The organism is Desulfosporosinus cupriresistens (genome assembly GCF_001707885.1).
Classification (GTDB): domain Bacteria; phylum Bacillota; class Desulfitobacteriia; order Desulfitobacteriales; family Desulfitobacteriaceae; genus Desulfosporosinus.
Map to the genome: position 1 here is coordinate 21,178 of NZ_MASS01000024.1, position 24,517 is coordinate 45,694.

Annotated in this window: 25 protein-coding genes and 1 riboswitch; of the genes, 21 read left to right on the forward strand and 4 right to left on the reverse strand. The window is 41.0% G+C overall.

Going from position 1 to position 24,517, the window contains the following annotated elements; genetic code table 11:
• Positions 1–1,027 precede the first annotated feature (1,027 nt).
• The 15 genes from DSBG_RS11215 to DSBG_RS11295 all read left to right on the forward strand — a co-directional run bounded on the left by DSBG_RS11215 (position 1,028) and on the right by DSBG_RS11295 (position 13,805).
• A complete protein-coding gene (locus DSBG_RS11215; protein WP_068964457.1) occupies positions 1,028–2,095 on the forward strand; it encodes a M42 family metallopeptidase in 1,068 nt (355 codons plus the stop codon).
• Complete coding sequence (locus DSBG_RS11220; RefSeq protein ID WP_068964422.1) at positions 2,086–3,099, forward strand: M42 family metallopeptidase; 1,014 nt, start codon at positions 2,086–2,088, stop codon at positions 3,097–3,099. Before DSBG_RS11215 ends, DSBG_RS11220 begins: the two co-directional genes overlap by 10 nt.
• A gap of 28 nt (positions 3,100–3,127) precedes the next feature.
• A complete protein-coding gene (locus DSBG_RS11225) occupies positions 3,128–4,123 on the forward strand; it encodes a M42 family metallopeptidase (RefSeq protein ID WP_068964423.1) in 996 nt (331 codons plus the stop codon).
• A 558-nt stretch (positions 4,124–4,681) separates the two neighbouring features.
• Positions 4,682–5,092, forward strand: coding sequence for a VOC family protein (locus DSBG_RS11230; RefSeq protein WP_068964424.1), 411 nt, complete (start codon positions 4,682–4,684; stop codon positions 5,090–5,092).
• Between the two features lie 227 nt (positions 5,093–5,319).
• Positions 5,320–5,682, forward strand: coding sequence for a hypothetical protein (locus tag DSBG_RS11235; RefSeq protein ID WP_242877564.1), 363 nt, complete (start codon positions 5,320–5,322; stop codon positions 5,680–5,682).
• Between the two features lie 24 nt (positions 5,683–5,706).
• A complete protein-coding gene (locus DSBG_RS11240) occupies positions 5,707–6,240 on the forward strand; it encodes a flavodoxin domain-containing protein (RefSeq protein ID WP_068964426.1) in 534 nt (177 codons plus the stop codon).
• 421 nt (positions 6,241–6,661) lie between these two features.
• Positions 6,662–7,471, forward strand: coding sequence for a metallophosphoesterase (locus tag DSBG_RS11245; protein ID WP_068964427.1), 810 nt, complete (start codon positions 6,662–6,664; stop codon positions 7,469–7,471).
• Positions 7,472–7,656: 185 nt separating this feature from the next.
• A complete protein-coding gene (locus DSBG_RS11250) occupies positions 7,657–7,926 on the forward strand; it encodes a zinc ribbon domain-containing protein (protein WP_068964458.1) in 270 nt (89 codons plus the stop codon).
• A gap of 270 nt (positions 7,927–8,196) precedes the next feature.
• Complete coding sequence (locus DSBG_RS11255) at positions 8,197–8,724, forward strand: hypothetical protein (RefSeq protein WP_068964428.1); 528 nt, start codon at positions 8,197–8,199, stop codon at positions 8,722–8,724.
• 575 nt (positions 8,725–9,299) lie between these two features.
• Entirely contained in the window at positions 9,300–9,509 is a 210-nt protein-coding gene (locus DSBG_RS11265; protein ID WP_068964430.1) for a hypothetical protein, read from the forward strand.
• 89 nt (positions 9,510–9,598) lie between these two features.
• Entirely contained in the window at positions 9,599–10,096 is a 498-nt protein-coding gene (locus DSBG_RS23720) for a hypothetical protein (protein WP_068964431.1), read from the forward strand.
• A gap of 137 nt (positions 10,097–10,233) precedes the next feature.
• The gene (locus tag DSBG_RS11275) at positions 10,234–10,830 is read left to right on the forward strand and encodes a DJ-1/PfpI family protein (protein ID WP_068964432.1); all 597 of its coding nucleotides are present in this window, start codon (positions 10,234–10,236) and stop codon (positions 10,828–10,830) included.
• Positions 10,831–11,473: 643 nt separating this feature from the next.
• Positions 11,474–12,016 (forward strand): signal peptidase I, encoded by a 543-nt coding sequence (gene lepB, locus DSBG_RS11285; protein WP_068964434.1) that lies wholly within the window; start codon positions 11,474–11,476, stop codon positions 12,014–12,016.
• A gap of 105 nt (positions 12,017–12,121) precedes the next feature.
• On the forward strand, positions 12,122–12,454 hold the full coding sequence (locus DSBG_RS11290; RefSeq protein ID WP_068964435.1) for a DUF6054 family protein: 333 nt from the start codon (positions 12,122–12,124) through the stop codon (positions 12,452–12,454).
• A 427-nt stretch (positions 12,455–12,881) separates the two neighbouring features.
• Entirely contained in the window at positions 12,882–13,805 is a 924-nt protein-coding gene (locus DSBG_RS11295; protein WP_068964436.1) for a TIGR01777 family oxidoreductase, read from the forward strand.
• A 39-nt stretch (positions 13,806–13,844) separates the two neighbouring features.
• Here DSBG_RS11295 and DSBG_RS23090 read toward each other — a convergent pair whose 3' ends face one another.
• The 3 genes from DSBG_RS23090 to DSBG_RS11305 form a co-directional block, all read right to left on the reverse strand.
• Positions 13,845–14,003: a hypothetical protein gene (locus DSBG_RS23090; RefSeq protein WP_176716252.1), complete on the reverse strand. Its 159-nt coding sequence runs from the start codon at positions 14,001–14,003 to the stop codon at positions 13,845–13,847.
• A 42-nt stretch (positions 14,004–14,045) separates the two neighbouring features.
• Positions 14,046–14,246 carry a sulfur carrier protein ThiS gene (gene thiS, locus DSBG_RS11300; RefSeq protein WP_068964437.1) on the reverse strand — a complete coding sequence of 67 codons (201 nt, stop codon included), beginning with the start codon at positions 14,244–14,246 and terminating at the stop codon, positions 14,046–14,048.
• A gap of 128 nt (positions 14,247–14,374) precedes the next feature.
• Positions 14,375–14,475: riboswitch (TPP riboswitch) on the reverse strand.
• A 70-nt stretch (positions 14,476–14,545) separates the two neighbouring features.
• A complete protein-coding gene (locus tag DSBG_RS11305; protein ID WP_068964438.1) occupies positions 14,546–14,854 on the reverse strand; it encodes a DUF6506 family protein in 309 nt (102 codons plus the stop codon).
• Positions 14,855–15,203: 349 nt separating this feature from the next.
• Between DSBG_RS11305 and DSBG_RS11310 the strand changes: the two genes are divergently transcribed.
• Together DSBG_RS11310 and DSBG_RS11315 are read left to right on the forward strand one after the other, a co-directional pair.
• Positions 15,204–16,262, forward strand: coding sequence for a lipoate--protein ligase family protein (locus DSBG_RS11310; RefSeq protein ID WP_242877566.1), 1,059 nt, complete (start codon positions 15,204–15,206; stop codon positions 16,260–16,262).
• On the forward strand, positions 16,238–17,350 hold the full coding sequence (locus DSBG_RS11315) for a geranylgeranyl reductase family protein (protein ID WP_068964439.1): 1,113 nt from the start codon (positions 16,238–16,240) through the stop codon (positions 17,348–17,350). Before DSBG_RS11310 ends, DSBG_RS11315 begins: the two co-directional genes overlap by 25 nt.
• 33 nt (positions 17,351–17,383) lie before the next feature.
• Here DSBG_RS11315 and DSBG_RS11320 read toward each other — a convergent pair whose 3' ends face one another.
• Entirely contained in the window at positions 17,384–18,430 is a 1,047-nt protein-coding gene (locus DSBG_RS11320) for a lipoate--protein ligase family protein (RefSeq protein WP_068964440.1), read from the reverse strand.
• A 305-nt stretch (positions 18,431–18,735) separates the two neighbouring features.
• Here DSBG_RS11320 and DSBG_RS11325 point away from each other — a divergent pair, with 305 nt between their 5' ends.
• From DSBG_RS11325 to DSBG_RS11340, 4 genes are all read left to right on the forward strand, one after another.
• Positions 18,736–20,706 (forward strand): sigma-54-dependent Fis family transcriptional regulator, encoded by a 1,971-nt coding sequence (locus tag DSBG_RS11325; protein WP_068964441.1) that lies wholly within the window; start codon positions 18,736–18,738, stop codon positions 20,704–20,706.
• Positions 20,707–21,094: 388 nt separating this feature from the next.
• A complete protein-coding gene (locus DSBG_RS11330; protein WP_068964442.1) occupies positions 21,095–21,871 on the forward strand; it encodes an acetoin reductase in 777 nt (258 codons plus the stop codon).
• 386 nt (positions 21,872–22,257) lie between these two features.
• Complete coding sequence (locus tag DSBG_RS11335; RefSeq protein WP_068964443.1) at positions 22,258–23,418, forward strand: hypothetical protein; 1,161 nt, start codon at positions 22,258–22,260, stop codon at positions 23,416–23,418.
• A 21-nt stretch (positions 23,419–23,439) separates the two neighbouring features.
• Positions 23,440–24,498, forward strand: coding sequence for a 2,3-butanediol dehydrogenase (locus tag DSBG_RS11340; RefSeq protein ID WP_068964444.1), 1,059 nt, complete (start codon positions 23,440–23,442; stop codon positions 24,496–24,498).
• Positions 24,499–24,517: the final 19 nt, after the last annotated feature.

A 24,517-nucleotide genomic window follows, 5' to 3' on the forward strand; every position in this document is an offset into this window, starting at 1 on the left:
TACTTTCTGGAAGGTCCCTTCTCGCCATCACGGCGCTCTAACCTCGAACATCCTGTTCGAGTCTTGGCCACAGGGACACTCGGCCCATCCATGGCCAGCGCATCAGTGCAATTAGGGCAGCCACCTTCGCTAAGGCTAACAAGAAGTCTAACCCGTGCGAAGACAGTGTCTGCAAGAAGGGTTAATACGTGCTAAGACAATGTCTTCGTGGGCGCCAGCCGAGTTTTCTTTATCGAATTAGCATAATTAGACCTTGACAATGAACCCAATTTTGTTATAATTAGACCATAATCAACTAAATTATCAGTAATTCAGTCTATATTACTAATTTAGTGGTCGCGTGCTAGGTGAAATTTCGATTCTTCGAAGATTTAAGCATTGCAATCCGTTGAACTAATTTAGCAAATGCTGGATCTTGAGAATTGGAGCCACCTAGTAGGGTGGTTTTTGTCTTTAGAAAAAGAAAGCTTTCCCGCAGAGTTCCTCCCAGTCAGTCTGAGTTAAGTCTTCCTTATCGGTAGTCTATTTTAGTAAGCTGGGAAATTGAGTTCAGATTTGAATGGGCTGATTTCAGATTGACCCCAGTTGGTTTTTTGTCGACGGAACTAGTGGAGGATTTGTCCAGATTAGTTTCCTTACCTTAAGTTGTTTTTGACTGGTTTAAGTCTTAGTTTAGTTAAAAGCAATTACCATTACCAATTCGGTTTTTCGGAACGATTTCTTGTTCGGTTGCTTAGTTGTAGGGTATATTAGCTCTAACCTATTTTACTCCGGTTAATGACAGTTCGGAAAGTTTGGTTTAAGATTAATCTCGAGTCGTGCATCCATTAATTCTGGAGGAACTTTGCGGGATTCAAATTAGATTTAAAGGTCACTCAATGAGTGGCCTTTATTTTTTGGTCTTTTTGGAGGACTATAATCGAAGATTAAACAGGGAGATATGTATAGAAGGTATTCTGAATTGCAAGGAGAAGTAATATATAAAAATTATGAAATTGAAACAGTTTTTCTGAAAGAAGGTGATCGTTTGCTTAACGCGCAAAGGGAGAGCGCGAAAGAATTCCTGAGTCTTTTATCGATTAGCTCAGGGGTATCCGGCTATGAAATGGCTATCGCTTCTTTAGTTATGGAACGATTTAAGAAATTAACTGATGAGGTGCGCTGCGATACATTTGGCAATGTATATGCTCTGAAAAAGGGCAACAGCAAAAGTCACCAAAAAATCATGTTAGCAGCTCATATGGATGAAATCGGTCTTATCGTGAAAGGAATCGATCCTCGAGGTTTTCTGCGTTTCACCTCCATTGGAGGAATAGACCAGCGAACTCTCTTGTCTCAAGAAGTGCTCATTCATGGACGCCAGGTGATTCCGGGAATTATTGGCTCCGTGCCTCCCCACCTTTTAGCAAATGAGGATTCAGATCAAGCCGTTAAGATGGAGGACATGAACATTGATGTAGGGCTTTCTCTCTCTAAAATCAAGGAACTTATTCAAGTGGGGGATACTATTACGCTAGAGAGACGGACATACCCTTTGCTAAATAACGTGATGGCAGGAAAATCGTTGGATGACCGCGCCGGGGTCGTGGTGATGATGGTTTGCCTTGAAGAGCTCTCCCGCCTACAGCATTTTCACGATGTCATTGCGGTGGCTACGACTCAAGAAGAAGAGGGGATTCGGGGAGCGCTTACCAGTGCTTATACGCTGAATCCAGATTTAGCCGTGGCTATTGATGTTACCCACGCGAGTACGCCAGATACTAAGGGTCAAGTTACGATTGAATTGGGAAAGGGGCCGGCAGTGGCTCTCGGTCCTAACATTCACCCCGCCATCTATCGTCAGCTCACAGAAACCGCGCAAGAGCACCGTCTACCCATACAAATCGAACCAATCCCAGGACATTCTGGAACGGATGCTTGGGTTATTCAAGTAACTCGAGCAGGTATTCCTACGGGGCTGGTCTCAATTCCCTTGCGCTATATGCATACCTCTGTGGAAACGCTCGATATGCAAGACGTACTTAATTCTGGAAAACTACTCGCTCATTTTATTGCCTCTTTACCGGATGATTTGGAGGGATTTTTATGTTATTAAAGAGCCTGAGCGAATTAAACGGTACCTCAGGGGCTGAAGCCCTCGTGCGTGATTTTTTGCGCCAACAAATAGAACCCTATGTCGACACGATAAGCGTTGATAAAATAGGAAATTTGATTGCGACCAAAAACGGACATTTAAAGGGTCCTAAAGTTATGCTTACAGCTCATATGGATGAAGTGGCGTTGATGATCATGGAGATTACTAGCGACGGTTTTCTCAAGTTCCGACCAGTCGGTGGAATTGATGCCCGAATCCTCGTCTCTAAACCAGTACAAATTAACCAATCCTTGGTCGGAGTAATCGGGGCCAAAGCCATCCATTTACAAAAACGTTCAGAACGCCAAAGGGCTTTGTCCTTTGACCAACTATATATTGATATCGGAGCTAAATCTAAAGAAGATGCCTCCAGTAAGGTGAAACTCGGCGATTATGCTTATTTCATAACGAAATGTGAGCCATTCGGAGAGGGGCTTTACAAAGGAAAGGCATTTGATGATCGAGTAGGTTGTGCCATCTTAGTAGAGCTTCTTAAGCGGGACTATGATTATCCCTTAGTAGCCGCTTTTACAGTACAAGAGGAGGTAGGTCTTCGGGGTGCCAAGGTCGCTGCTTATCATCTTGCTCCGGATTTTGCCATTGTCATCGAGGGAACTGTCGCTGCAGACGTGTCAGAGTGTAAAGAAGAGGGCTGGGTTACGGAGTTAGGCAAAGGTCCTGCTTGTTCGCTGCTGGATAGAACAACCCTCTACAGTCCAAAACTTATCCATTGGGTGACGGACTTAGCTCGTCAAAAAGGAATTCCCCTCCAGTTTCGACGCGGAACCAGCGGCGGAAATGACGCTGGTCCAATACATGTGAGCAAAGCTGGAATCCCGATAATTGTTTTAAATGTACCATGTCGTTATATCCATTCTTTTGCCTCGATTATCTCAGAAAACGATTTTACAGCATGTCTTAAGCTCGTGGATGAACTTTTAAAGGACTTTCCTCGTATGCTTTAGCAGCTTTATGATAGGAGGTTAATTTGTAATGGATTTGAACTATGCAATGCTTGAATATTTAACCCAAATATCGGGTCCGTCCGGTTCTGAAGAGCGAGTCGCGGAATTTATAGCTGGACAACTGAGTTCTTACTGTGATGAACAAACAATAGATACCTTAGGGAATCTCATTGTCCGGCGCCATGGAACTGGTAAGAAAATCATGATAGCTGCTCATATGGACGAAATTAGCTTGATGGTAACCCATATTGATAAAGAAGGGTTCTTGCGTTTCGCCCCTCTTGGCGGAGTGCGTATTCCCAACCTTATTGGGCAAAGAGTAAAGTTTAGCAAGGGTAGAATCGGAACGATTGGGGTGGAAAGATTAGATAAGCCCAGTGATTTTAAACTTGATAAACTCTACCTCGATATTGGTGCATCGACTCGGGAAGAGGCTGAGCAGTTTGTCCGGATAGGGGAAACTGGGGTTTTTGTGGGGGATTTTATAGAATCAGGATCTAGGATTATATCCAAGGCCCTTGATGATCGAATAGGTTGTTTTGTGGCGATTGAAGCTCTTAAACGAACCCAGTCCCCACATGAATTGGCATTTGTCTTTACCGTACAAGAAGAAATCGGGACCCGCGGTGCCCGAACGGCTGCCTATGCTCTCGAACCCGATTTGGCAATCGCTGTCGATGTGACAGCAACCGGGGATACCCCTAAAGCGCACCCAATGTCCGTAGAACTAGGAAGCGGTGTAGGGATAAAGGTACTCGACCGTTCTATGATTACCTCTCCTCAAATTAAACGTTGGATGGCTGATATGGCCGCAGAACTAAACATTCCTTTCCAGTGGGAGGTTTTAGAGTATGGGGGAACGGATTCAGGAGCTATTCATTTGGCAAGAGGAGGGGTGCCCTCAGGCGTTCTCTCGATCCCCACGCGATATGTTCATAGCCCAGCCGAAATGATTGATAAACATGATGTTGAAGCAGCCGTTGATTTACTAGTAGCTCTGCTAGAACGTCCTACAGAATTATAGAGACAGAAAAAAGAGCTCGTTCTAGTTCTAGGACGAGCTCTTTTTCTGTCTCTTTATCATCAGATTTCGATTGGCATCATAGCGATTGCGTTAGTCTGACGTTGGTCTCTAAATACCTAGAGGCGATTCGAAAACTAGGGGTTCCTTAAAGTTTGTTCTGACTACCGATTTTGGCATCGAATAAGAAAATCCAGTAAATAGTGTTAATTAATTGCAGTCACTGGAAGGTATTTGACTTTTGAGAACGAAGTTTATCTTTAAAGAATTTGGCTGTTAAAGGAAGATATCCTGGAGAAACACTGCTTTGGACCCGATCTAAATAAATTGGAAGATGTCTCATGAAGTAATAAGCTTAAGATATTTTTATCCAGATTCTCAAGGTAAGCTTGCAATAATTTGAAGTTCTAGGTGAAGTCCAAAACTCCATGGGAAATTTGAAGGAGAATGGGATTTCCGATCTTACTCAAGTGCATGGAGGGTCTTAAAAGATAATCTAATTTGTGGATCATACGATTCCTCTGAGGATGAAATTTCAAAGAAAAGGTAGGGTTTCGATTAATGGGAGTAAAGTTTAATGCCTTCGCGATTTTTGTTAACGATCTTAAGTTGATGATAGAGTTTTATCGAGATGTACTTGGTATTGAGATTGACTGGGATGGTAATGGCCCACATGCTGAGTTCAGACATGAAGGGATTCGATTTATGATGTACGAAAGGAAAGAGTTGCCGGGTTATTTAAGCACGGAAGTTTCCTTTCCCAAAGGTATTAATGGAACTTTTGAGTTAGCAATAGACCTGCCAAACTTCTCTGATGTAGATGTAGAGTTCAATCGAGTTATAGATCTAGGGGTTACCCCAGTGGTTTATCCAAGAAATGAGCCATGGGGAATGCGAACGTCTTTTGTATTAGATCCTGAAGGTAACTTGATTGAAATCGGATCATGGGGTGAAGGCCAAAAAGAAGAATAGATTAGTTGATTTACTTGATGATTTCTAAACAGTAAACGGTTTTGAATGAATCATTTGTCAACTTCTGATAACAGCGTGTTCCCAAATCTGAGAGGATATAAATGAAATATGAAGACTTCGGGAACCTGCGAACCGTTATACTGAACCCAATCAATTAAAGAATATCTTTGAAGTTTTTTCTTTGGGCAGAAATATAGAGGGAATGGAGGGGATATTTCTTATTGATTATGGCTTTTAAGAAAAATAAATTAAGAGCAGTATTTTGGATGATCATTTTGTTTGCTATTTTAACAGGAACATACTATTGGCTGAGCTTTAGATTCTTTATTAACTTGACCCGGTTTTGGTTAGTGGGCATCATCTTATCATTTGCTCTTGTGTTTATTCTTCACAAAATTTTAAAACTATGGAAAGTACCTATAGTGATAATAGGTTTAGACTTAATTTATCATTATAACTTTACTTCTATCGGTGAAGTAGCGATTACTTACTATCTTATCGAAATACCATTTATTATTTTAACTATCTTATTTACAATTTGGATTTACATTTTTTATAAACTCAAAAAAGGAATCGAAGTAAGCGACTAATTATTATACATTGAGGAGCAAGTAATGAAAACAGTGGTAATCTACAAGTCGAAAACAGGTTTTACAAAGAAATACGCAGAATGGATTTCGGCGGAGTTGTCAGCCGATATTTATTGTGCTTCAAGAGTCACTACTAATATGCTGTCAGTCTATGACTGCGTAATTTATGGTGGCGGTTTGTATGTAGTGGGTATCAATGGAGTCAAGTTAATAACGCAAAACGTTGACAAACTTAAAGGTAAAAAAGTTATTGTCTTTGCAACGGGGATGTCGCCCGCAAGAGAAGAGGCAGTAAGTGAAGTGATCAGTCGGAACTTTACTTTAGAACAGCAAAAAATTATACAGTTCTTTTATTTGCGGGGTGGTTTTGATTACCGTAAACTTAATCCTTTTGATAAGATACTTATGACATTACTGAAGGTATCTATAAAATGGAAGAAGATGATGAAAAAGGAACTGATTTCTGATGAAATAGGTATTCTCGAAGTCTTTGACAAGCCAGCAGATTATACAAGAAGGGCTAAAATAAATGAGTTAGTTGAGTATGTTACCTCATAAAAAAGTCCATAATGTGAAATTCATTTGGGGAGTTCAAGTGTGGCTTCGCGGGGTGTACGGCATCATATAACAGAGGCTTTGCAACATCGGAGAATATATGAATGTAATAACCAGACTTCGAGAATACGCGGAAGGTTAGACGACAGACCCTTGCAAGCAAAGATTGGAGAGACTGAGAATGTTTTTGCGAAGAGTGAGTTTTCTAAATGAAAGGATTCAAAGACATCGCAACCCATTCTCCAATTATTTTGGCTTACCCAGATGCACAAATTCTCGATTTCGATACTAAGAGTAGGGTCCGCCGCCAAACAGAGGGTTTGCAACATCGGTGAAAATATGAATGTAGTAACTCGACGTCGCAAACCATAGGGACGTTATTTTTCATTACTCTATCGGAGTGGAATTTGAGGGAGGTTTGATTTTGGGAGCTAAACTCTTATCCCGCAGATCATTTATCCTAGGTGGGATTGCAACATTATCCTATCTATATTTTGATCTCCATTCGATCGCAGTAAAACGATATACTATTGCTATTACTCAATTGCCAATTGAATTTCAGGGATTCACTATTCTCCATTTAACTGATTTACATAGCAAGGAATACGGAAATGGTCAAAGGCATTTAATTGAATTGATTAACCAACAGCAATTTGACGCGGTTGCAATAACAGGCGATTTAGTTGATAAGAGTAATCCTAATTTGCTACCAGCAATATCATTGGTGAAAGGGTTGCAATCTAAGCCTGTATTTTTTGTTCCTGGAAATCATGAGTGGTGGACAAATTACCAAATCAAATCTCCATTAGAAGACCAGGGGGTACATATACTGGAAAACGAGCATTTCAAATATAACATAGGCAATGCTCATATTTGGATATTAGGTGTCGATGATCCCTATCTAGGAAGAGATCAGTTAGATGTGGCACTTGCAGGTGCCACAGATTCTAAACCTAAGGTTTTATTAGCACATGCTCCTAACATATTTTATAAAGTGATTAATGGCAATATTGATTTAGTTTTAGCGGGACATACGCATGGTGGACAAGTCAGACTTCCAGTGGTTGGCGCAGTGGTAGTACCTGGACAAGGACTTTTCCCTGAGCTTGATTACGGCCAATTTACTTCCGGTTCTACGAATATGATTATAAATGGTGGTTTAGGAGAAAGCGTGTTGCCAATAAGGTTTTACAATAGACCCGAGATTGTCTTGGTGACATTAGTTCAAACATGAAGAGCTAATGGATGAGATAACAAATTGATCGATTAAAATGATATCAAATTTAATGACTCAGTCTTTGAAGAAGTGAATACGAGGAACGTCGACAGATGATGCAGGAGACGGGCATCCTTGCCCGGATATTGTTGTGGGAGTGTTATTATAGACTACCGGTTATTTCTTATGGGGGGGAAGGGAAAGTGTCAGAGTTATTTAATCGAGTTAAGAAAGGTGTAAGGGCTATGAAGGATTCGTTTGGCCCATGTACATACAGAGCTTCTGGTATCCAAGTCGTTTGCCCTCATTGTCGTAACGAGGAGTTCGAAGCGGGTGAAGCACAATTGAATACTGCAACAGCTACATTCTTAAACCTGGATTGGCTAAATAAATCGGCAACTGTGCTGATTTGTACACATTGTGGTTACATCCAATGGTTCGGAAAAACTGTGGAGAAGGTTCAAAGGAGTTAGTGCAAATAGACATTTGAGGACGTCCTATAAGGGTGTTCCCGTAAGAATATGAATGTAATATGACGCTATGGGAACACCCGGTACGTTAGGATTGGAAAATATCTAGACTTTGGGGGCGGGGTTTATCGTATAACACGTATGCCCAAAATCTGTGAAAAAATATCAGATATAGATAGGTCGACCATAGTAATCAGACTTCAGAAATACGTGAGGCGTTATGCAAAATAAGCATATCGGAGTATTCTATGAAGTTTGGAAGGAGGAGTTCTTTTGGCATCATCTAAAGCAAAGCTACTCATAATACTTTCTGTTGCGTTGTCCTTAGTTTGCGGGTGTAATAAGGAAAATAAAGTTAGCGCTGTCCATGATTTTTCAATATACTTAGTTAAAGATTTATCTACAACTGAAGCTATGAATAAAAATCTTGATGAACTACCATTAGAAAATGTACCAGCGCTTACTGATAAGGAAATTAGGATGTACAATTGGAGAGAACACACCTTTTCATTAAAGGAAGGTTTCAGTCTAGAGGAAAAGTTAGAAGGGAGAGTTCCATTAAGTGGTAAGCCTTTTGTTGTTGTTGCTGATAGTGAAAGAATATATCTAGGGAGCTTTTGGACCCCGATTTCTTCGTTATACATTCCTGAAATTCCAACTATCTATTCCATATGGTTTAAGGACAATAAAAATGATATCTATACAATCAAATATGGAAATCAACAACAAGATCCAAGAGCTGACATAAGAATATATGAGTCTTTAAAAGGTTTAGGGAAAGTAATTCTGAAGGAGCGTTGACTTCACATAAACAGCGGGTTTGTGACATCTGAGAGAATATGAACGTAGTCTAAGATACAGGATGAAAGTTTTTGTACTAGATGGAGGAGACGAATTTTGAATAAAATAGTTTAGACAATATTCATATTTACTATCCTTGCTTTGTTTACAGGATGTGGGAGCAGCAAAGTCGAAGATAAGATTGATTCCACACTGACTAAACCCAATGCAGATGTTTCAGTAGAATAATCTAAGAATATAAGCGTAAATTCCGGATTGTTAGTCGGCTTAGCAAGAGATAATGAAATAGATAAACAAGTACCGACTATGGAAAGAGTTCCAAACAGTTATAGAACTATGTGGATTTATCCAGGCAAGAAAAAAACGGGGTAATTATTGCTCCCTATGAAGATCGTTTTTCGAAATTGGAAAACAATAATTTCTTTATGGCAACACCAAGTAATCAAACTGGAGACAGTGTTTTTGATAATTATAGTACATATTATAATTTTACAAATATCGTTTCTCATGAAGTGAGGATGGGCTTTGGGGACTGTGACTCCAGATAATAGGGTTTGTAAAAGGGGGCGTGGGGAATGGTAACAATCATCTGGCTTTTGTTTATTGGCGTAGTATTTCATCTAGCTACAATTCTGTTGGCCCGAGAAGTTGACAAATCTGAAGGCTCAAATACCTTAGTATCATATTTAGGTTCAATAGTGATTTTGGGTTTTAATATTTTGAAGGTTTTTATTTTATTTGGTATTATTTTGCAAGTGATTAACTTATTCCAGCAAAGTAGTTAATTTTCTTGCAGATAGGCTCAGGCTCACGCGAGAGGACAGCCCATGTCTGGATTTGAAAAGATTAAAAATATCCCAAAGAGTATTTCGAAGTGTGGAAGGATGAATTGACAATCACTCTAGATTACATAAATAAGAATGAAGTTTATGTCGCAAAGGTTGATAGGGATCCCAATACAGCCGCGTTTAATTATGATAGGGTAGAATTCAAATTAACAGGGGAATTGCCGGAAGGTTGGAAAATATCTTTTACAATGAAAAACCAGGGACAAATATTTAAACGAGGTAAACAAGTTGGTTCAATAGAGATTTTGGGGTATTACGGAGATGCGTCTGGGTCTGGGCGTCCAAATCATAGTTCAATTGTAAGCGTTGAAGGTATTAAATCAGGTCTTGGAAATGGAAAATTATATATATTAGAACGAGATATGCCTAAAGATCCAAGGACATTGACGGAATATTATGCAATAATACCAATAAAAGGGCATGAGTTGGCGTATAATGTCTGGATCGATTGTGATGATCTCGATAATGATTTATTGGCGATGAAAAGGTTTCTTCAGATCTTAGAGGTGAACAATGGAAATTAATTAGAGTTTAAGTGACGTGCACAAATAGCGTATTCCTAAAATCTGAGAAGATATAAATCGCCTTCTCTATCCTCACGAAAAAACTTCATAGACATGGAATCAGTGTCCAGTCAGGTATTGTTTGGAGGAGGAGAACTATGGATCAACAGTGGAAGATAGGAATTTTACTTTTTAACGAAGTTGAGGTAATGGACTTTGCTGGACCATTTGAGGTATTATCTATTACCACTTACCCAAGGTCCAACGTTAAACCATTTGATGTTAAGACAGTTGCTCAAACAAAAGAAACAGTCCGGGCCCGCTATGGGCTTCAGGTTTTACCTGATTATAGCTTTGCAGATAATCCAAACTTTGATATTTTGATTATCCCAGGTGGATATGGTGCAGAAGAGATTGAAATACATAACAATATAGTTATCAGTTGGATAAAAGATCAAATGAATAAGGTTTCAATAATGACATCTGTATGCACCGGTGCTTTTTTGCTGGCTAAAGCGGGTTTATTGGACGGCAAGAGAGCCACAACCCACTGGATGGATATTGATAGGCTAGAGAAGGAATTCGCAAATGTTGTAGTACAACGAGGCGTTAAGTACGTTAATGAGGGTTCAATAATAACATCTGGTGGGATCTCAGCCGGAATTAATATGTCATTTTTTCTGATTACAAAACTCATTGGAGAAGAGATTGCAAGGACAACGGCTAAGAGAATGGAGTATGATATTAGTATTTGAACTTCAGGAAACGAGCGACTTTTTCTAACACAGGGTTAAAAACGTTCCAACAGACTTCCTAGAGGATACGATGTAGTACCCATTTATGGTGATTCATGGGATATTTATTGAACATCTAAGGGTTAAAAAATGGGTCCAGTTCTGTAGGAAGAAAACAAAAGTAATTCTTTGATCAGAGAGCACTCATTATTGGCATGACGTAATAGATAGAAAGAGATGGATATATGATTAAGAGGATACTTAGTATATTTTTTGGCTGGGAAACGGTTTACTTCACAAGCAATATTGATGAATATACACGCATACGAGGGAGGCTTATTGACAATGGGGTAAAAACAAAAATTAAGATAACCAGTAATTCTTCTAGCAGCGTAGGGCGCTCTATGATGGCAATTAGTTCAAACATAGGAGAGAATTATGAGATTTTTGTCAGGAAAGAAGATGTTCATAAAGCTACTCAAATAATTTATAGTCATAGGTAAGTATTATTTTGAAGGTTTTGTTAGAGGGCACGCTGTTCTAGCAGATTTCTAAATATAGGGTCGCTACTTCTACGTACAACAGCTGGTTCTTGACGCAACTAGATATAGAAGAATGTGAATGGTTGCATCTGGTAAGACAAATGAATGCAGGAGGGAATAGCATGTTTGACAGAAATAAAACATTTAAACTCATTTTTGATGTATTGCAAGTCGTAGTTTTTTCCTTTGTATTTTATTGGGGAATACGAGCGACAGTAGCCGATGCTAGAGTTGTCCCAACACCTTCGATGCTTCCCACAATCCAACTACAGGATAGATTGATCGTTGACAAAATATCCTACGACTTCGCAGCGGTTAAGAGAGGGGACGTTGTTGTATTTCGCCCTCCATCAAACGTAGACCAGAGTGGAACGGATTGGGTTAAGCGTGTTATCGGACTTCCGGGTGAAAAAGTTGAGATCAGAGACGGCAAAGTCTTTATCAATGAAAAAGAACTCACGGAACCATATGAACTAGAGAAACCAGCCTATACATATGGCCCTATTGTGGTTCCGGAAGGTTCGTATTTCGTCTTGGGAGATAACCGGAACAACAGTAAGGACAGTCACTACTGGGGTGAATTATCCAATCAAAACATCATTGGTAAGGTATTCATTCGATATTGGCCACTTAATCGTGTTGGATCTTTAGACATCGGGATTTAAGGCAACATCACCCGTGGGAGCATAGCAAGTTGCTTAACAGGGGATTTGTCATAGGGGTGGAAAAGGAGTGCATTAAATAAGGATACTTAAAGGGGATGAAAGGGTATGAGTACCTACAACTTTAAAGTAAGAATTTCTCCGGAAGAAGCAATGAATTTGGTCAAGGAAAATGAAAATGCGGACTTAGTTCATGAAGAGATTCATAACCTAGGCAATAATGTTTATATTGGTACATTGGTATTCGAAAAATACTTTATGAGAGTTGAAAGTCGGGTAGCCTTGGTTGTGATTATTGACAATATTTATGGTGCTACTGACGTACGATCAATTTCCACGGGTAGTTCACAAGGAGCTTTTTTTAAATTTGACTGGGGTGCAGCTGAAAAACTTGCCGGTAGTGTCCAGAAAATACTAAATGATTACATTGTAGATAAGTAATAGGATAAGGGGTTTCGCATGATATTCTCTGCCGGCGTCGTAAACCTTCGTGACATTGTATGACAAATGGTGGAAAAACGAATTAATTCTCTATATTCAGGGGTGTTTTAAGTGGAGAAATAAAATTTCTATAAGGAAATCTATTTACTAAGTGCTAATAGTGGACAGTATTTGAAAAAGTCTTTGGTCATGACAGCCTATGAATGTAGGGGCGGCATTGTATAACACGGATTCCCGACACTTTGCAGAATGTTGCCTATGGCGAGTCAAGAATACATATACGTCATACAATACCGTATGCCAGAGACAGGGAGTTTTTTGCGCATATTCTTGGAAATGGTGCTAAGAGTAATATAAGTGAGTTAAATGGTTTTGAGACTATGAGGAATGACATAGAGATAGAATCATCATTCCGGAGGTGGGCAAGATGAATGTTTTAATTTTCGGAGGAACAGGTTTTGTTGGAAGAAGCCTGACAGGGCAATTACTTGCTTATGGATATCAGGTATATGTTGTAACGAGGAATTCTCGAAAAACTGCCATCAGTTTGGGAAATAAAGTTCAGCTAATAGAATGGGACAATATCTCCCCGCTATCTTCTATTTATAAGCTACCAGAAATTGACGTAGTGATTAATTTAGCGGGTGAGTCGATCGGCAACCGTCGATGGTCCAAGTCAGTAAAGCAGGAGATTCTAGCAAGTAGAATTAGAACTACTGGGGCAATTGTTACAGCGATAAATAATCATACCATTCGGCCAAACGTTCTAATTAGTGCTTCGGCAGTTGGATACTATGGCCCCCGTCAGGATGAGGAGATAACTGAATCTGAAGAAGCGGGGCAGGATTTCCTAGCTCAAGTTTGCCGAGAGTGGGAAAATGAAACAAACAAGGTTCAAAGCAATTTAACCAGAGTCGTAACTATTCGGATTGGCGTAGTATTAGGGAATGAAGGCGCACTGAATAGAATGCTGATGCCATTCAAATTCTATATTGGTGGTCCACTGGGTACAGGAATGCAATGGCTTTCCTGGATACACATCCAAGATTTAGCGAGTATGGTAAGGTTCATAGTTGAAAATAAGGAGGTAAATGGTCCAGTAAATGCGTCTGCTCCAGAGTCCGTAAGAATGAGAGATTTCTGCAAAGTTCTGGGGGAAGTTCTAAACAGACCATCCTGGTTACCAGTTCCCGAAGTTCTATTGAAAATAGTTCTAGGACAAATGGCGGAAATGTTAATACATGGTCAACGGGTTGTGCCGAGGAAAATTCTTGGTGCTGATTTTGTATTCCGGTTTCCTAAATTAAGGGCTGCTTTAGAGGATGTTCTGGGAAACCGGAACGTCGTTTAATTTCAATCGTTTTCAACCGGTAGTAAACTCAAATTAGACCTATTTGTCCATAATATGGTTCATGAGGCGCATCGAGCACATTTCCCCGCTCATGGTGCAGCTGTCCTGATGTTCAGGGGCGGACTCTTTTCGATAGCGCTCTGATCCTGTACTACTTCGATCTTTACCCAGTTTCCCAAAGCCAGCAGCCTGAGCCAAGCGAGCAATTCGAACGGCTTCTTCAGCAGTGCGTTCACGTTATTAGCCACCTCCCATAAAAATTAAGATCTCTAAACGGTCGTCAGCGTGTAAAAAAGTACTCTGCCAATGTTCTCGAGTTAGGATTTTGCCGTTGAGCTCCACGACCGCCGCTTTAAGGGTCACCGCTTTGTTTTCGAGAAACTGGAATACAGTACATTCTGAGAGAATATCCGGTGCTTCGCCGTTGATAACAATCTGCATCGGTAACGTCTCCTTTCGCTTGTTCACACACGTTTGCTATTATTTCTTGTCTCACTGCCATGGTACCAGGGAGGTTTAACATAAAAAAGTGAGAACTGCGGTAAGCAGTTCTCACTTTATTTCTAGCATAAGTAAAACGATTGCTTTCCTCCGCTGGTATTAACCAGATCAGGTTCAAAGAGATCGAGTTTCCTCATCTCAGCCCCGAAGGGCACCCCTAGCAAACAAACATATTCAGTTAAGCAGGCATTAATACTTGTCCTGTGTCATTAGTGATTTATCCTCACAGCTCTTGGTAGTTAAGTTAGGAATAGATCATCCCCGCTTTTTCCGCTCAAACCGGGGTGGCTATCAAATCGTACTGTACCTACTGGAATTTTATGTTTTACAGCTTCAACGATTTTTGCCGTTCCAATGTTACCAAACCCTCCGCATAATTCCAACGCCTGAACTCCTTCAGTAACTAGTTGCTGTGCAAGATTAACAGCTTCCTGATAGTTTTGGACTCCCCGTATAAGTAGGGTTACCTGTGGAGTTTGAATATCCGCCTGATGTTGCGATGGGTCGGCTTGAGGTGCAAGGAAGATAAAGGCGGCTTTTAAGGACAATTAAATCACATCCTCTCCATGTAAAAGTTAATTTGAGATTCACAGAGTAGAACAGGGGAACAAGCAACAATGTGATTACAATAAACATGCAATTCACATGCCAAAACCAAGAAGTTCCTTAGGTTTGGCATGTGAATTGCATTATAAATATAAGAAAGATTAAGAATAAAAATATAAAAAGAAGATAATACCCATCCTTCGTACTAACTGAAGACTAAAATTGGCCAAATTACTAACGTTTCTTATTGAAAAGAGGTCCTATCCACTGTTCGATTTTCGTCCACTGTTCGAGAATCGAACAGTGGACATGATCAATAACTTTAAAATTTAATTAAAGGAGGACTTAGTGGTGACGAATTGGCGGCTACTTGACAATAATCCATTGAATTCGGCTGATCACATGGCTTTAGACGAGGTCCTGCTTGCTTCTCGTAGCACAGGAAAATGCCCTAATACATTGCGATTTCTCCAATTTTCTCCCCGTTGTGCCCTATTGGGTTTACATCAAGCGGTAGAGTTAGAAATTGATGAGGAATATTGCCAAAGAGAAAGTATTGAAATCAACCGTCGTATCACAGGAGGGGGAGCAATTTTTTGGGGACCGTCCGAACTAGGATGGGAAATTTATGCAGGTAAAGATTGGCTAGCGGGAAGAAATCTCGATGAGGTTTATAAACTGTTGTGTAACGTTATGGTTAAAGCTTTGGCCGATCTTGGAGTCAAGGCATTGTTCCGTCCCCGTAACGATATTCAAGTTGGTAATCGTAAGATTTGTGGTACAGGGGGGGCAGAATTAGATAATGCCTTTGTCTTCCAGTGTTCTTTACTCGTCGATTTTGACGTTGAGAGCATGGTCAAGGTACTAAAAATTCCGTTGGAAAAAATAAGCGATAAAAAAATTAGTGCTGTAGGGGATCGGGTAACGTGGCTTAAAAGAGAGCTTGGTCAGGTTCCAGATATGTCCAAGATCAAAGAAGCCATTTGTGCGGCATTCGCATCTGTTATGGATATGCAATTTATTAGGGACGAACTTAATCCATGGGAAGAGACATTATTTCGAGAGAAAAGAATGTATTTTCATTCGCCTGAATGGATTTATAAAGTTTGTTTACCAACCGAGGCGGGAGAAATAAAGGAAGCTTGCCTTAAAACACCAGGCGGATTAATCCGGATGCTTGCCAAGGTGGAGTTAAAGGCACGAGTTTTGAAAAGCGTATTAATTAGCGGGGATTTCTTTACACATAATCCGTCGGTCGTCTTCGAGCTAGAGGCCCGTTTAAAGGATTGTCCCATGGAAGGGGATAGACTCGAAGAGATAATCAGAGCTTATTTTAAGGCTTACCCGGATCAGATTCCCGGTGTGAGTGCTCAGGATGTGGAGTCATGTTTACGCAGCGCCTTAAGATGAACGCCGAGTTTGAAATTGACGAGCTTCCTATTTTAGCTAAAGGTGATGTTGTAGTAATCGGAGCTGGCCCAGCGGGTAGCTCTGCAGCCGCTGCAGCGGCTGCCGGTGGAGCCGCGGTGTTGATGTTGGAAAAAAAAGAGCAGATAGGTATACCAGTTCAATGTGCAGAGTATGTACCATTGAGTTTAGTTGCAGAAGTACCTGTTCCAACCGATTGCATTGCTCAAAGGGTTGAAGGTTTCATTACCTATATTAATCGAGAGCAAGTGGCTCAAACACGGGCACCCGGTTACATACTTAACCGGGATGTCTTTGATCGTTATTTAGCTGAGAGAGCGGTTAAATCTGGGGTTAAGTTATTCACTAAAGCACAGGCAGTAGCGGTTACGGATCAGGGTGTTATAGTCAATGAACAGGGGAATTTATCCATGGTAAAAGCGAGAATTGTTATAGGGGCGGATGGCCCTAAATCTGTAGTAGCCCAGGCAATGCCTTGCCCACCGCAGGTTTTGGCCTATGCTAAGCAAATCACGGTCAAGTTAAGGAAAAGGTCGCCATGGGCTCAGATTTACTTTAGTCCGTCCATCCCCGGAGGATATGCCTGGCTCTTTCCTAAAAATGATCTGGCAAATGTCGGAGTTAGCATTGATTTGAGTTTAGGAGGGAATGTAGCAAGAGCTTTAGCGGAATTTCAACAATATTTAATTAAAGAAGGGGTAATTAGTAAAGAAGTAATGAGAACGACTGGAGGAGCGATTCCTATCGGAGGGCCGCGGTTAAGGATGCAACAGAAAAACCTAATGTTAGTTGGGGATGCAGCAGGACATACTCATCCAATCAGTGGAGAGGGGATTTTTCCGGCAATAGTGGCCGGAAAAATAGCGGGTTCTTTAGCTGTTGACAGTATTCGAACGGGTGATCTTATCGTGTTAGCGCAGTATCCTCGGCAGTATTTAACAAGATTTGGAGAATTTATAGAAAGGGGTATTAAAAGGAAAGTCGAATATAATATAAATTGGGAAAAGACGGATTTTCCCGTCTTAGTACGAAAAACTTGGTTTGCATTTTCGGAGTACTTTAAATCTTAGGCAATATAGTTTAACTGTCATACTTAAGAATTATTACGTCGTTCCAGCAACATTTTTCCCGCTAAGGGTAAGGGCTAGATTTTTTGCATTAGAGGGGCTTATGGCATGTGCTCCTTTACAGGCTTCATTTAATGTATCAAAATCCATCCTTTTTCCGAGGAGGGAGTATTCCAACCGACGCAAAAGTAAAGGAGAAATTAAGCCGTTGGAGTCACTCAAGATAATTTTGGTAATTTGTTGATCAGCAAGGACTAAACGGCAGGTTAATTTAGCACCATCAAGAGAGACCTTATATTCTCTGATATAACAGTTTTCCGCTACTTTAATCTCCCGATAGGGGAGGCGGCGCCCGGCTTCCATGAGCCATTCTTTTGATTGAAACGTAGGGGTGAGTTCGTGGATTTTTTCAAGAACCTGATTGTCTAGTTTAGTTGAAGTAAGTGAGAAGGTTCTTGAGAAGTTAGTTTTGAGCCTTTCGATAACTTCCTCACTACTTACGGCTCTCCCTATTTCTGACTGTAATGTCGTGAGGTTTGCTTGCATTTGATGTAAATACTCCTGGCGGAAACCCTCTGAGGGGACACGGATAAGAGAAGACATAACCTCATAATTGAAATCCAGTAGAATGTTTCCTACCAAGACATAACACTCTCCGATTTGACCTGCACCGTTGCCGGAAATCTTTTTGAAGTTAATAATTAAGTCACAAGGCGAGCGCAACTCCGCCGCCAAGTTGACATCTCGAAGAGTTTGGACTACAGGTTCAAGGAACTTTCTGTAAAAACGCTCCCGGTTGATGGGGACGTTTGAATTATTTCGGTTAAGGACAATTTGAAAAAAAACCTGTCGGTGGTCTAAATATACCACCCCTCCTCCAACTTCACGCCGGAAAATCGGGATATTTTGTTCTTTGCAGGTCTGTAAATCGATTTCGCTGCCCACATCCTGATGGAACCCCACACTGACATAAGGTGTTGCCGGAGTACAGAGAATTAATGCTTCCCGGTTTAGGTGAGCGAGAGCGTGATAAATTACCTGTGATTCAAACCAGGTAACTAGGTTAAGATCGTATAATTCCATAACGAGTACCCCTAACATAAATTTGCTTTGTAACTCCTTGATGCAAATTCTATGCCAAGGAAAGATGCAGAGTATGCTGCATATAACAGATTCTACCGGTTTCAACTTTGATATTTTTAGGAGTTAGCTTGCTTATGATGGGTTTAACTGAACTATTACAGGTTGTTCGTAGCCATAGAATAGGGAGATCACGGATTTCGATTTGTAATTATGCAATGGCCAGTTAATAATTTTCAATGAGAAGGAACTTGTAGCATGTGTAATTGATGATTTCGTAAGCAGAAAGTTTTAGGAGGTGCTCAAGGATGTCTATGCAATCTGTAAAATGTGTAGAAGATTCGTTAGGGGCGTGGAGAAACTTTATCGAGGGCGGAATGGGCGATGTCGCGGTTACACGCTCAGAGATTCTTGAATCGTGGCATCGCTGTAAGAAACATGGTATAAACCCCTATGAGGGCATTGGTAAAAATCCATTGGACCAAGAAAAACTGCAAAAACTGATTAATCATAACTCGCGATTAGTAGAGGTTGCCAAACCCTTCATGCATACCGTTTACCAAAGTGTCAAGGGTTCAGGATTCATGGTCGTGATTACAGATAAGGAAGGTAGGATTTTGCACACTTGCGGAGATTCTGGGATTTTGGATAAGGCTGCAAGTACAATTCGATTCATAAAGGGTACAGACTGGTCAGAACAGGCAGTGGGAACTAACGCGATCGGGACAGCGTTGGTCATTAATAAGGCCATTCAAATTTCTGGGACTGAACACTTTTGTCAATCGCATCATTACTGGACATGTTCTGGAGCACCGATTCATAACTCTCTCGGGGAAATTATCGGATGCTTTGATATCTCCGGCCCCGCTGAATGTGTCTATTCTCATACATTTGGTATGGTTGTAGCCGCGGCTGAAGCCATAGAAAATCAAATGCGGAAAGAAGAAATACAAGAGGAAAAGAACCGAGCGTATGAACTATTAAGTGCAGCAACTGAGAGTGTGACTGAAGGCTTACTGGCTATTGATAATGAAGGGCGAATTATTCATCTTAATCCCGCTGCCCAAAAAATATTTGGCTTGAGTGAAAAAATAGAGTCTGGCCAACTTCTGAAATCAATCCTCGGCCCTAATGAGAAGTTCAGTGAAATGGCCGACCAACTTCTTTGGAAGACGGATGTGGAAATTGTGCATGATCAAGGACGGGACCGTATTCATTGTACATGTTCAGCCCGTCCATTCTCTAAGAAGGATGGCTCAATGGCTGGTGTAGTGTTTACCTTGCGGGAAATGAATAAGGTTCGCCGTTTGGTAAACAGGATGGTAGGAGCTACAGCCCGTTTTTATTGTAAGGATATTATTGGAGAATCTGAGGTTATGAAAAATGCCTTAAAATTAATACCTGTCGCTGCAAATTCTCGATCCAATGTACTTTTGACAGGAGAAAGCGGTACAGGGAAGGAATTGTTTGCCCAAGCAATTCACAATCACAGCAGTCGCTCGGAGGGCCCTTTTGTTGCAGTTAATTGTGCAGCCCTGCCACGGGAACTCATTCAGAGTGAACTCTTTGGCTATAATGAAGGAGCCTTTACTGGAGCAAAACGAGGAGGGAATCCAGGAAAGTTTGAAATGGCCAATGAGGGGACCATCTTTCTGGATGAGATCGGTGATATGCCCATCGAATTGCAGGTAAACCTATTGCGGGTTTTGCAGGAACGGAAAGTAACGAGGGTCGGTGGAGAAAAGGTAATTCCTATTAACATCCGGATTATTGCTGCTACCAACAAAGACCTTGTTAAGGCAGTTAAGGAAGGGCGTTTCCGTCAAGATTTGTATTACCGCTTACATGTCTTAAGCATTCAAATCCCACCCTTAAGAGAGAGAGGGCGAGATATTGAACTCATAACCTTTCATTTGATCAACGTTTTCTCGGAACACTTAGATAAAGAGATTAAAGGCGTTGAGCCGGAATTCCTTGAGGTCATTTGTAATTATTCTTGGCCAGGAAATATAAGGGAGTTGCAAAATGCCGTGGAATATGCGATGAATGTGGCTGAAGGGGAATACCTCAGTGTTCACGATTTGCCAAATGACATACGCTGTCAGCCTATGTTCATGCAGAATGTTGGAAAAGTAATCTCCTTAACAGAAATTGAGAGAATCACCGTTGAGTCCACGTTCAACAAATTCAATGGTAATATCACACAAACAGCAAGAGCATTGGGAATTGGACGCAACACGTTATATGACAAGTTGAGAAAGTTGGGGGTTAGAGCTTAAACTGGGCTTTAACATAATTGATGTGAATGAAGTGCCTGGAAAGCGAACACTGTTCGTTTTTCGGGCATTTTTCATCGTCCGAATACTTTTCTCATAAATTAGTATTGAATAATTTTGGACTATTTTGAATATATGAGTTTTCCGAAATATGAGCTTCAGTGAGTCAAAAGTAAGTATTATTTAGAGGAGAAAAATAATTGGTATAATATTTGCAATCTTTTGGATAGTGAGTAATTAAAAAGGGAGGGTACTTATGAAATCAGCAGTGTGTTAATGGAAGAAAGATGTTCGAGTTGTAGATGTACCGGAGTCACCTTCACCGGGTGAAGGGTGGGTAAACGTAAGGGAGCAGTCCTGAAGACTGCGAGAAATGAGGGAGGAAATGAACATGAAGCTGAAGGGTAAAGTGGCCATTGTTACTGGAGCCGGAAGGGGTATCGGGAGAGGAATTGCTTTAAGATTAGCGCAAGACGGGGCTGACGTGGTGGTCAACGATATCAATAGTGAGACGGTGAACAAGGTAGTAAAAGAAATTGAAGCATTGGGGAGAAAAGCGTTAGCCATTGTAGCTGATGTCAGCATTGGGGCGGCGGTTTACGCAATGGTGGAACAGGCAGTAGCGGAATTTGGTAAACTGGACATAATGGTAGCTAACGCCGGCATTGCTCAAGTTAAGCAGGCTATCGAGATCACGGAAGAGGACTGGGACAGGATTTTCGCCGTAAATACTAAAGGAATCTTTTTATGCGACCAGGCTGCTGCCAAGCAGATGATCAAGCAAAAGAATGGGAAAATAATTAATTGCGCCAGCATAGCCGGGCATTCCGGGTTTAGCCTGTTGTCTTCCTACAGCGCTACCAAATTTGCGGTAGTCGGATTTACCCAAGCTTTAGCTAAAGAACTGGGGCCTTACGGAATTAATGTCAATGCCTATTGCCCGGGAATTGTTGGTACCGATATGTGGGATCTTATCGACGAGAAGATGGGTATTATAACAGGCTTGCCTAAAGGGGAAACGTTAAAAAAATACACAGAACTCATAACTCTCGGACGGGTGGAAACGCCAGAGGATGTCGCTTGCTTGGTTTCCTATTTAGCGTCTGCTGACGCCGACTATATGACAGGTCAAGCCATTAATATTTGTGGTGGCATTATAATGAGTTAATATATAGGTTAAGTTAGCTACGATGTAGTTTCTCGGTTGAGAGGTTAACGTTTTCATAGGTCAGCAATACTTTATATGACAAGCTAAAAAAGTTAGGGGTTAGTAAGTGCTCGGGTAACGAACATACTGTTCAGTTCCTGGGCACTTGTTTTTAGGGATAGTATATAAAAAGCTGAACACACCTTAATTTAAGTAGTACTTAGAGTTTTTAAAAGAGATTGATAGAATTAAATGTTGGCATAAAATTTGCAATATTATAGAAAATTGGCTGAACAAATTAACAATAAGGAGGTATTTTTAGAGGAGAAATTAAATCATTGAAGATTTTGTTTTGGAACGATTGTAAATGGAGAGTTAGAACGAAAGGCAATTTAATTGGGAGGTGTATGGGTTTGGATCCTTCAACTAATGCGGCAGGGAAGGGCGGTGAGAAGACTATTAGCGCCAAGAAACAATTTGGTTTATCCGTTAATTCGATCACGTTTGCAATGGCACATCTAGCAATAATTCTGGTAGTTAGTCTTCTGGTTTGGAATGTATTTGCCGATCCAAAGCAAGGGATCTGGAAACTGTACCCACAGCCCTTTGGTGCTGTCATGTTCTGGTTCGTTCTAGAGGTCGTATTTCTGGCATTTAATGGTGAGCTATGGCCTTTTCAGCGGCTAAAGCAACCCCTAGCAGGATTAGTTGCATTTGTTACAGGCACAGCTTTAGCTTTTCTTACAGTGGGAATACTCGTCTACGGCATCGGAAGTTTTGAACCAGCTTTTAATCCAAGCGGAGCAGGTTGGACAGCAACCGGTATGATTGTCCTAATGGGTTTTTACTTTTTCGGTATCTTACCAACAAATATGGGGCATTGGCCATGGGTGGATTTAGGGTTAAAGCAGCCCTGGGTAGGCATTATAGAGTTCTTCGAAGGGTTCTTCTTGGCGTTTTTGGGTTATCTGGTATTAATCTATCCGAGTGTAGCCAGTTGGTCCCAGAGTGGAAAAGTAATTCTTCCCTTGGTCACAGCGGTCGGTTGGTTTTATTCAGTTATTGTCTCTTGGCTAACGACAGCGAATGCCTTAGATAACTGGCCGTGGAGTCGATTGGGTTCCAGAGCCAAAATGGCTCTGGGATCACTCTTTGGCAACTTTGTCATCGGGACAGGAATATATTTCTTGTTTTTGGCTTTGCTTAAAAATTTTCTGATCCCCGTTGAGGCGCAGAAATCTCTGGGAGTTGCGATTACAATGTGGCCAGCTCAATTAGGGGTGTGTATCTTGTTTTGGGTCTTAACCTGGGCGACAGTCTTTGACAATCAACTTCTCAATACAGTCTCAAAAAAGGTTGTTAGAGTAGTAATTACTTACGGTCTCGGGCTGATAACGTTTTGGGTCTATACCCGGTGGTTCGCGATTTCAGTGCTGCATGAAGCTGAGATTAGCAAAGGATTCGGTGGAGATCCTTTAACGTGGATGGATTTAATGATTTTAGTCATGTTGATTTATGCCGTATATTTTGGTTCTTATGGCTTAATCAAAAAGACAAATAAAGTTTGAATTTTAAAGGAGAGATGATTAATGAAAGCAGCAGTTTGGTATGGAAGAAAAGATGTTCGAGTTGTGGATGTACCGGAGCCACCGACACCAGGTGAAGGTTGGGTTAAAGTAAAGGTTAAATGGTGTGGAATTTGTGGTTCCGATCTCCACGAATACTTAGCCGGTCCGATTTTTATTCCCGTTTCAGCTCCGGATGCGCTCACAGGCAGTAAAGCACCCATTATTCTTGGACATGAATTTTCCGGGGAAATAGTGGAAATCGGGCCGGGAGTAAAAAATGTTCAGCTGGGAGATCGGGTTGCCCCTGATGCTTGCCAAGTGTGCTGGGAATGTTATCACTGTAAACGCATGAATTACAGTATGTGCGAAAAATTGGCGTTTACTGGGTTGATGACAGATGGCGCCTTTGCAGAATATGTCAATGTACCAGCCTATACGCTGTATAAAATTCCGGATGATATGTCCTACGAAGTAGCGGCTGTCATCGAACCGATAGCAGTTGGGATCCATGCCGTCCGAAAGGCACCTGTTATCGAAGGAGATATAGTCGTTGTCTTAGGCGCAGGAACAATTGGACTCGCGACATTACAAGCCGCTAAGGCTGCTGGAGCCAGTAAAGTTTATGTGATTGAAATGGCTAAGGCTAGAAAAGAATATGCTTTAAATATGGGGGCGACGGCAGTCTTCGACCCGAGAGAATTAGACGTTGTTGCCAAGATCAAGGAGCTTACTGACGGATTAGGAGCGGATATTTCCTTCGAATGTATCGGGAATGAGAAGACAGCACCACTGGCCATACAATTGGCACGAAAAATGGGTAAAGTTGTCATGGTAGGTATCTTTGAACGTGAGAGTGCGTTTAACTTTTTCGAGGTTACCGCTAATGAAAAAGAAATTATCGGGTCCTTGGCCTATAATGGAGAGTTTAGCACGGCGATTGCGTTGATGAATGATGGCCGGATCCAGGGAGAACCTATGATTACAGGAAAAATTAAACTCGAAGATATTATTGAAAAGGGATTTGATGAGCTGGTAAACCATAAGGAAGAAAATATTAAAATTTTGGTTTCGCCGTTCTAGAAATTTCCAGTCTTAAAAA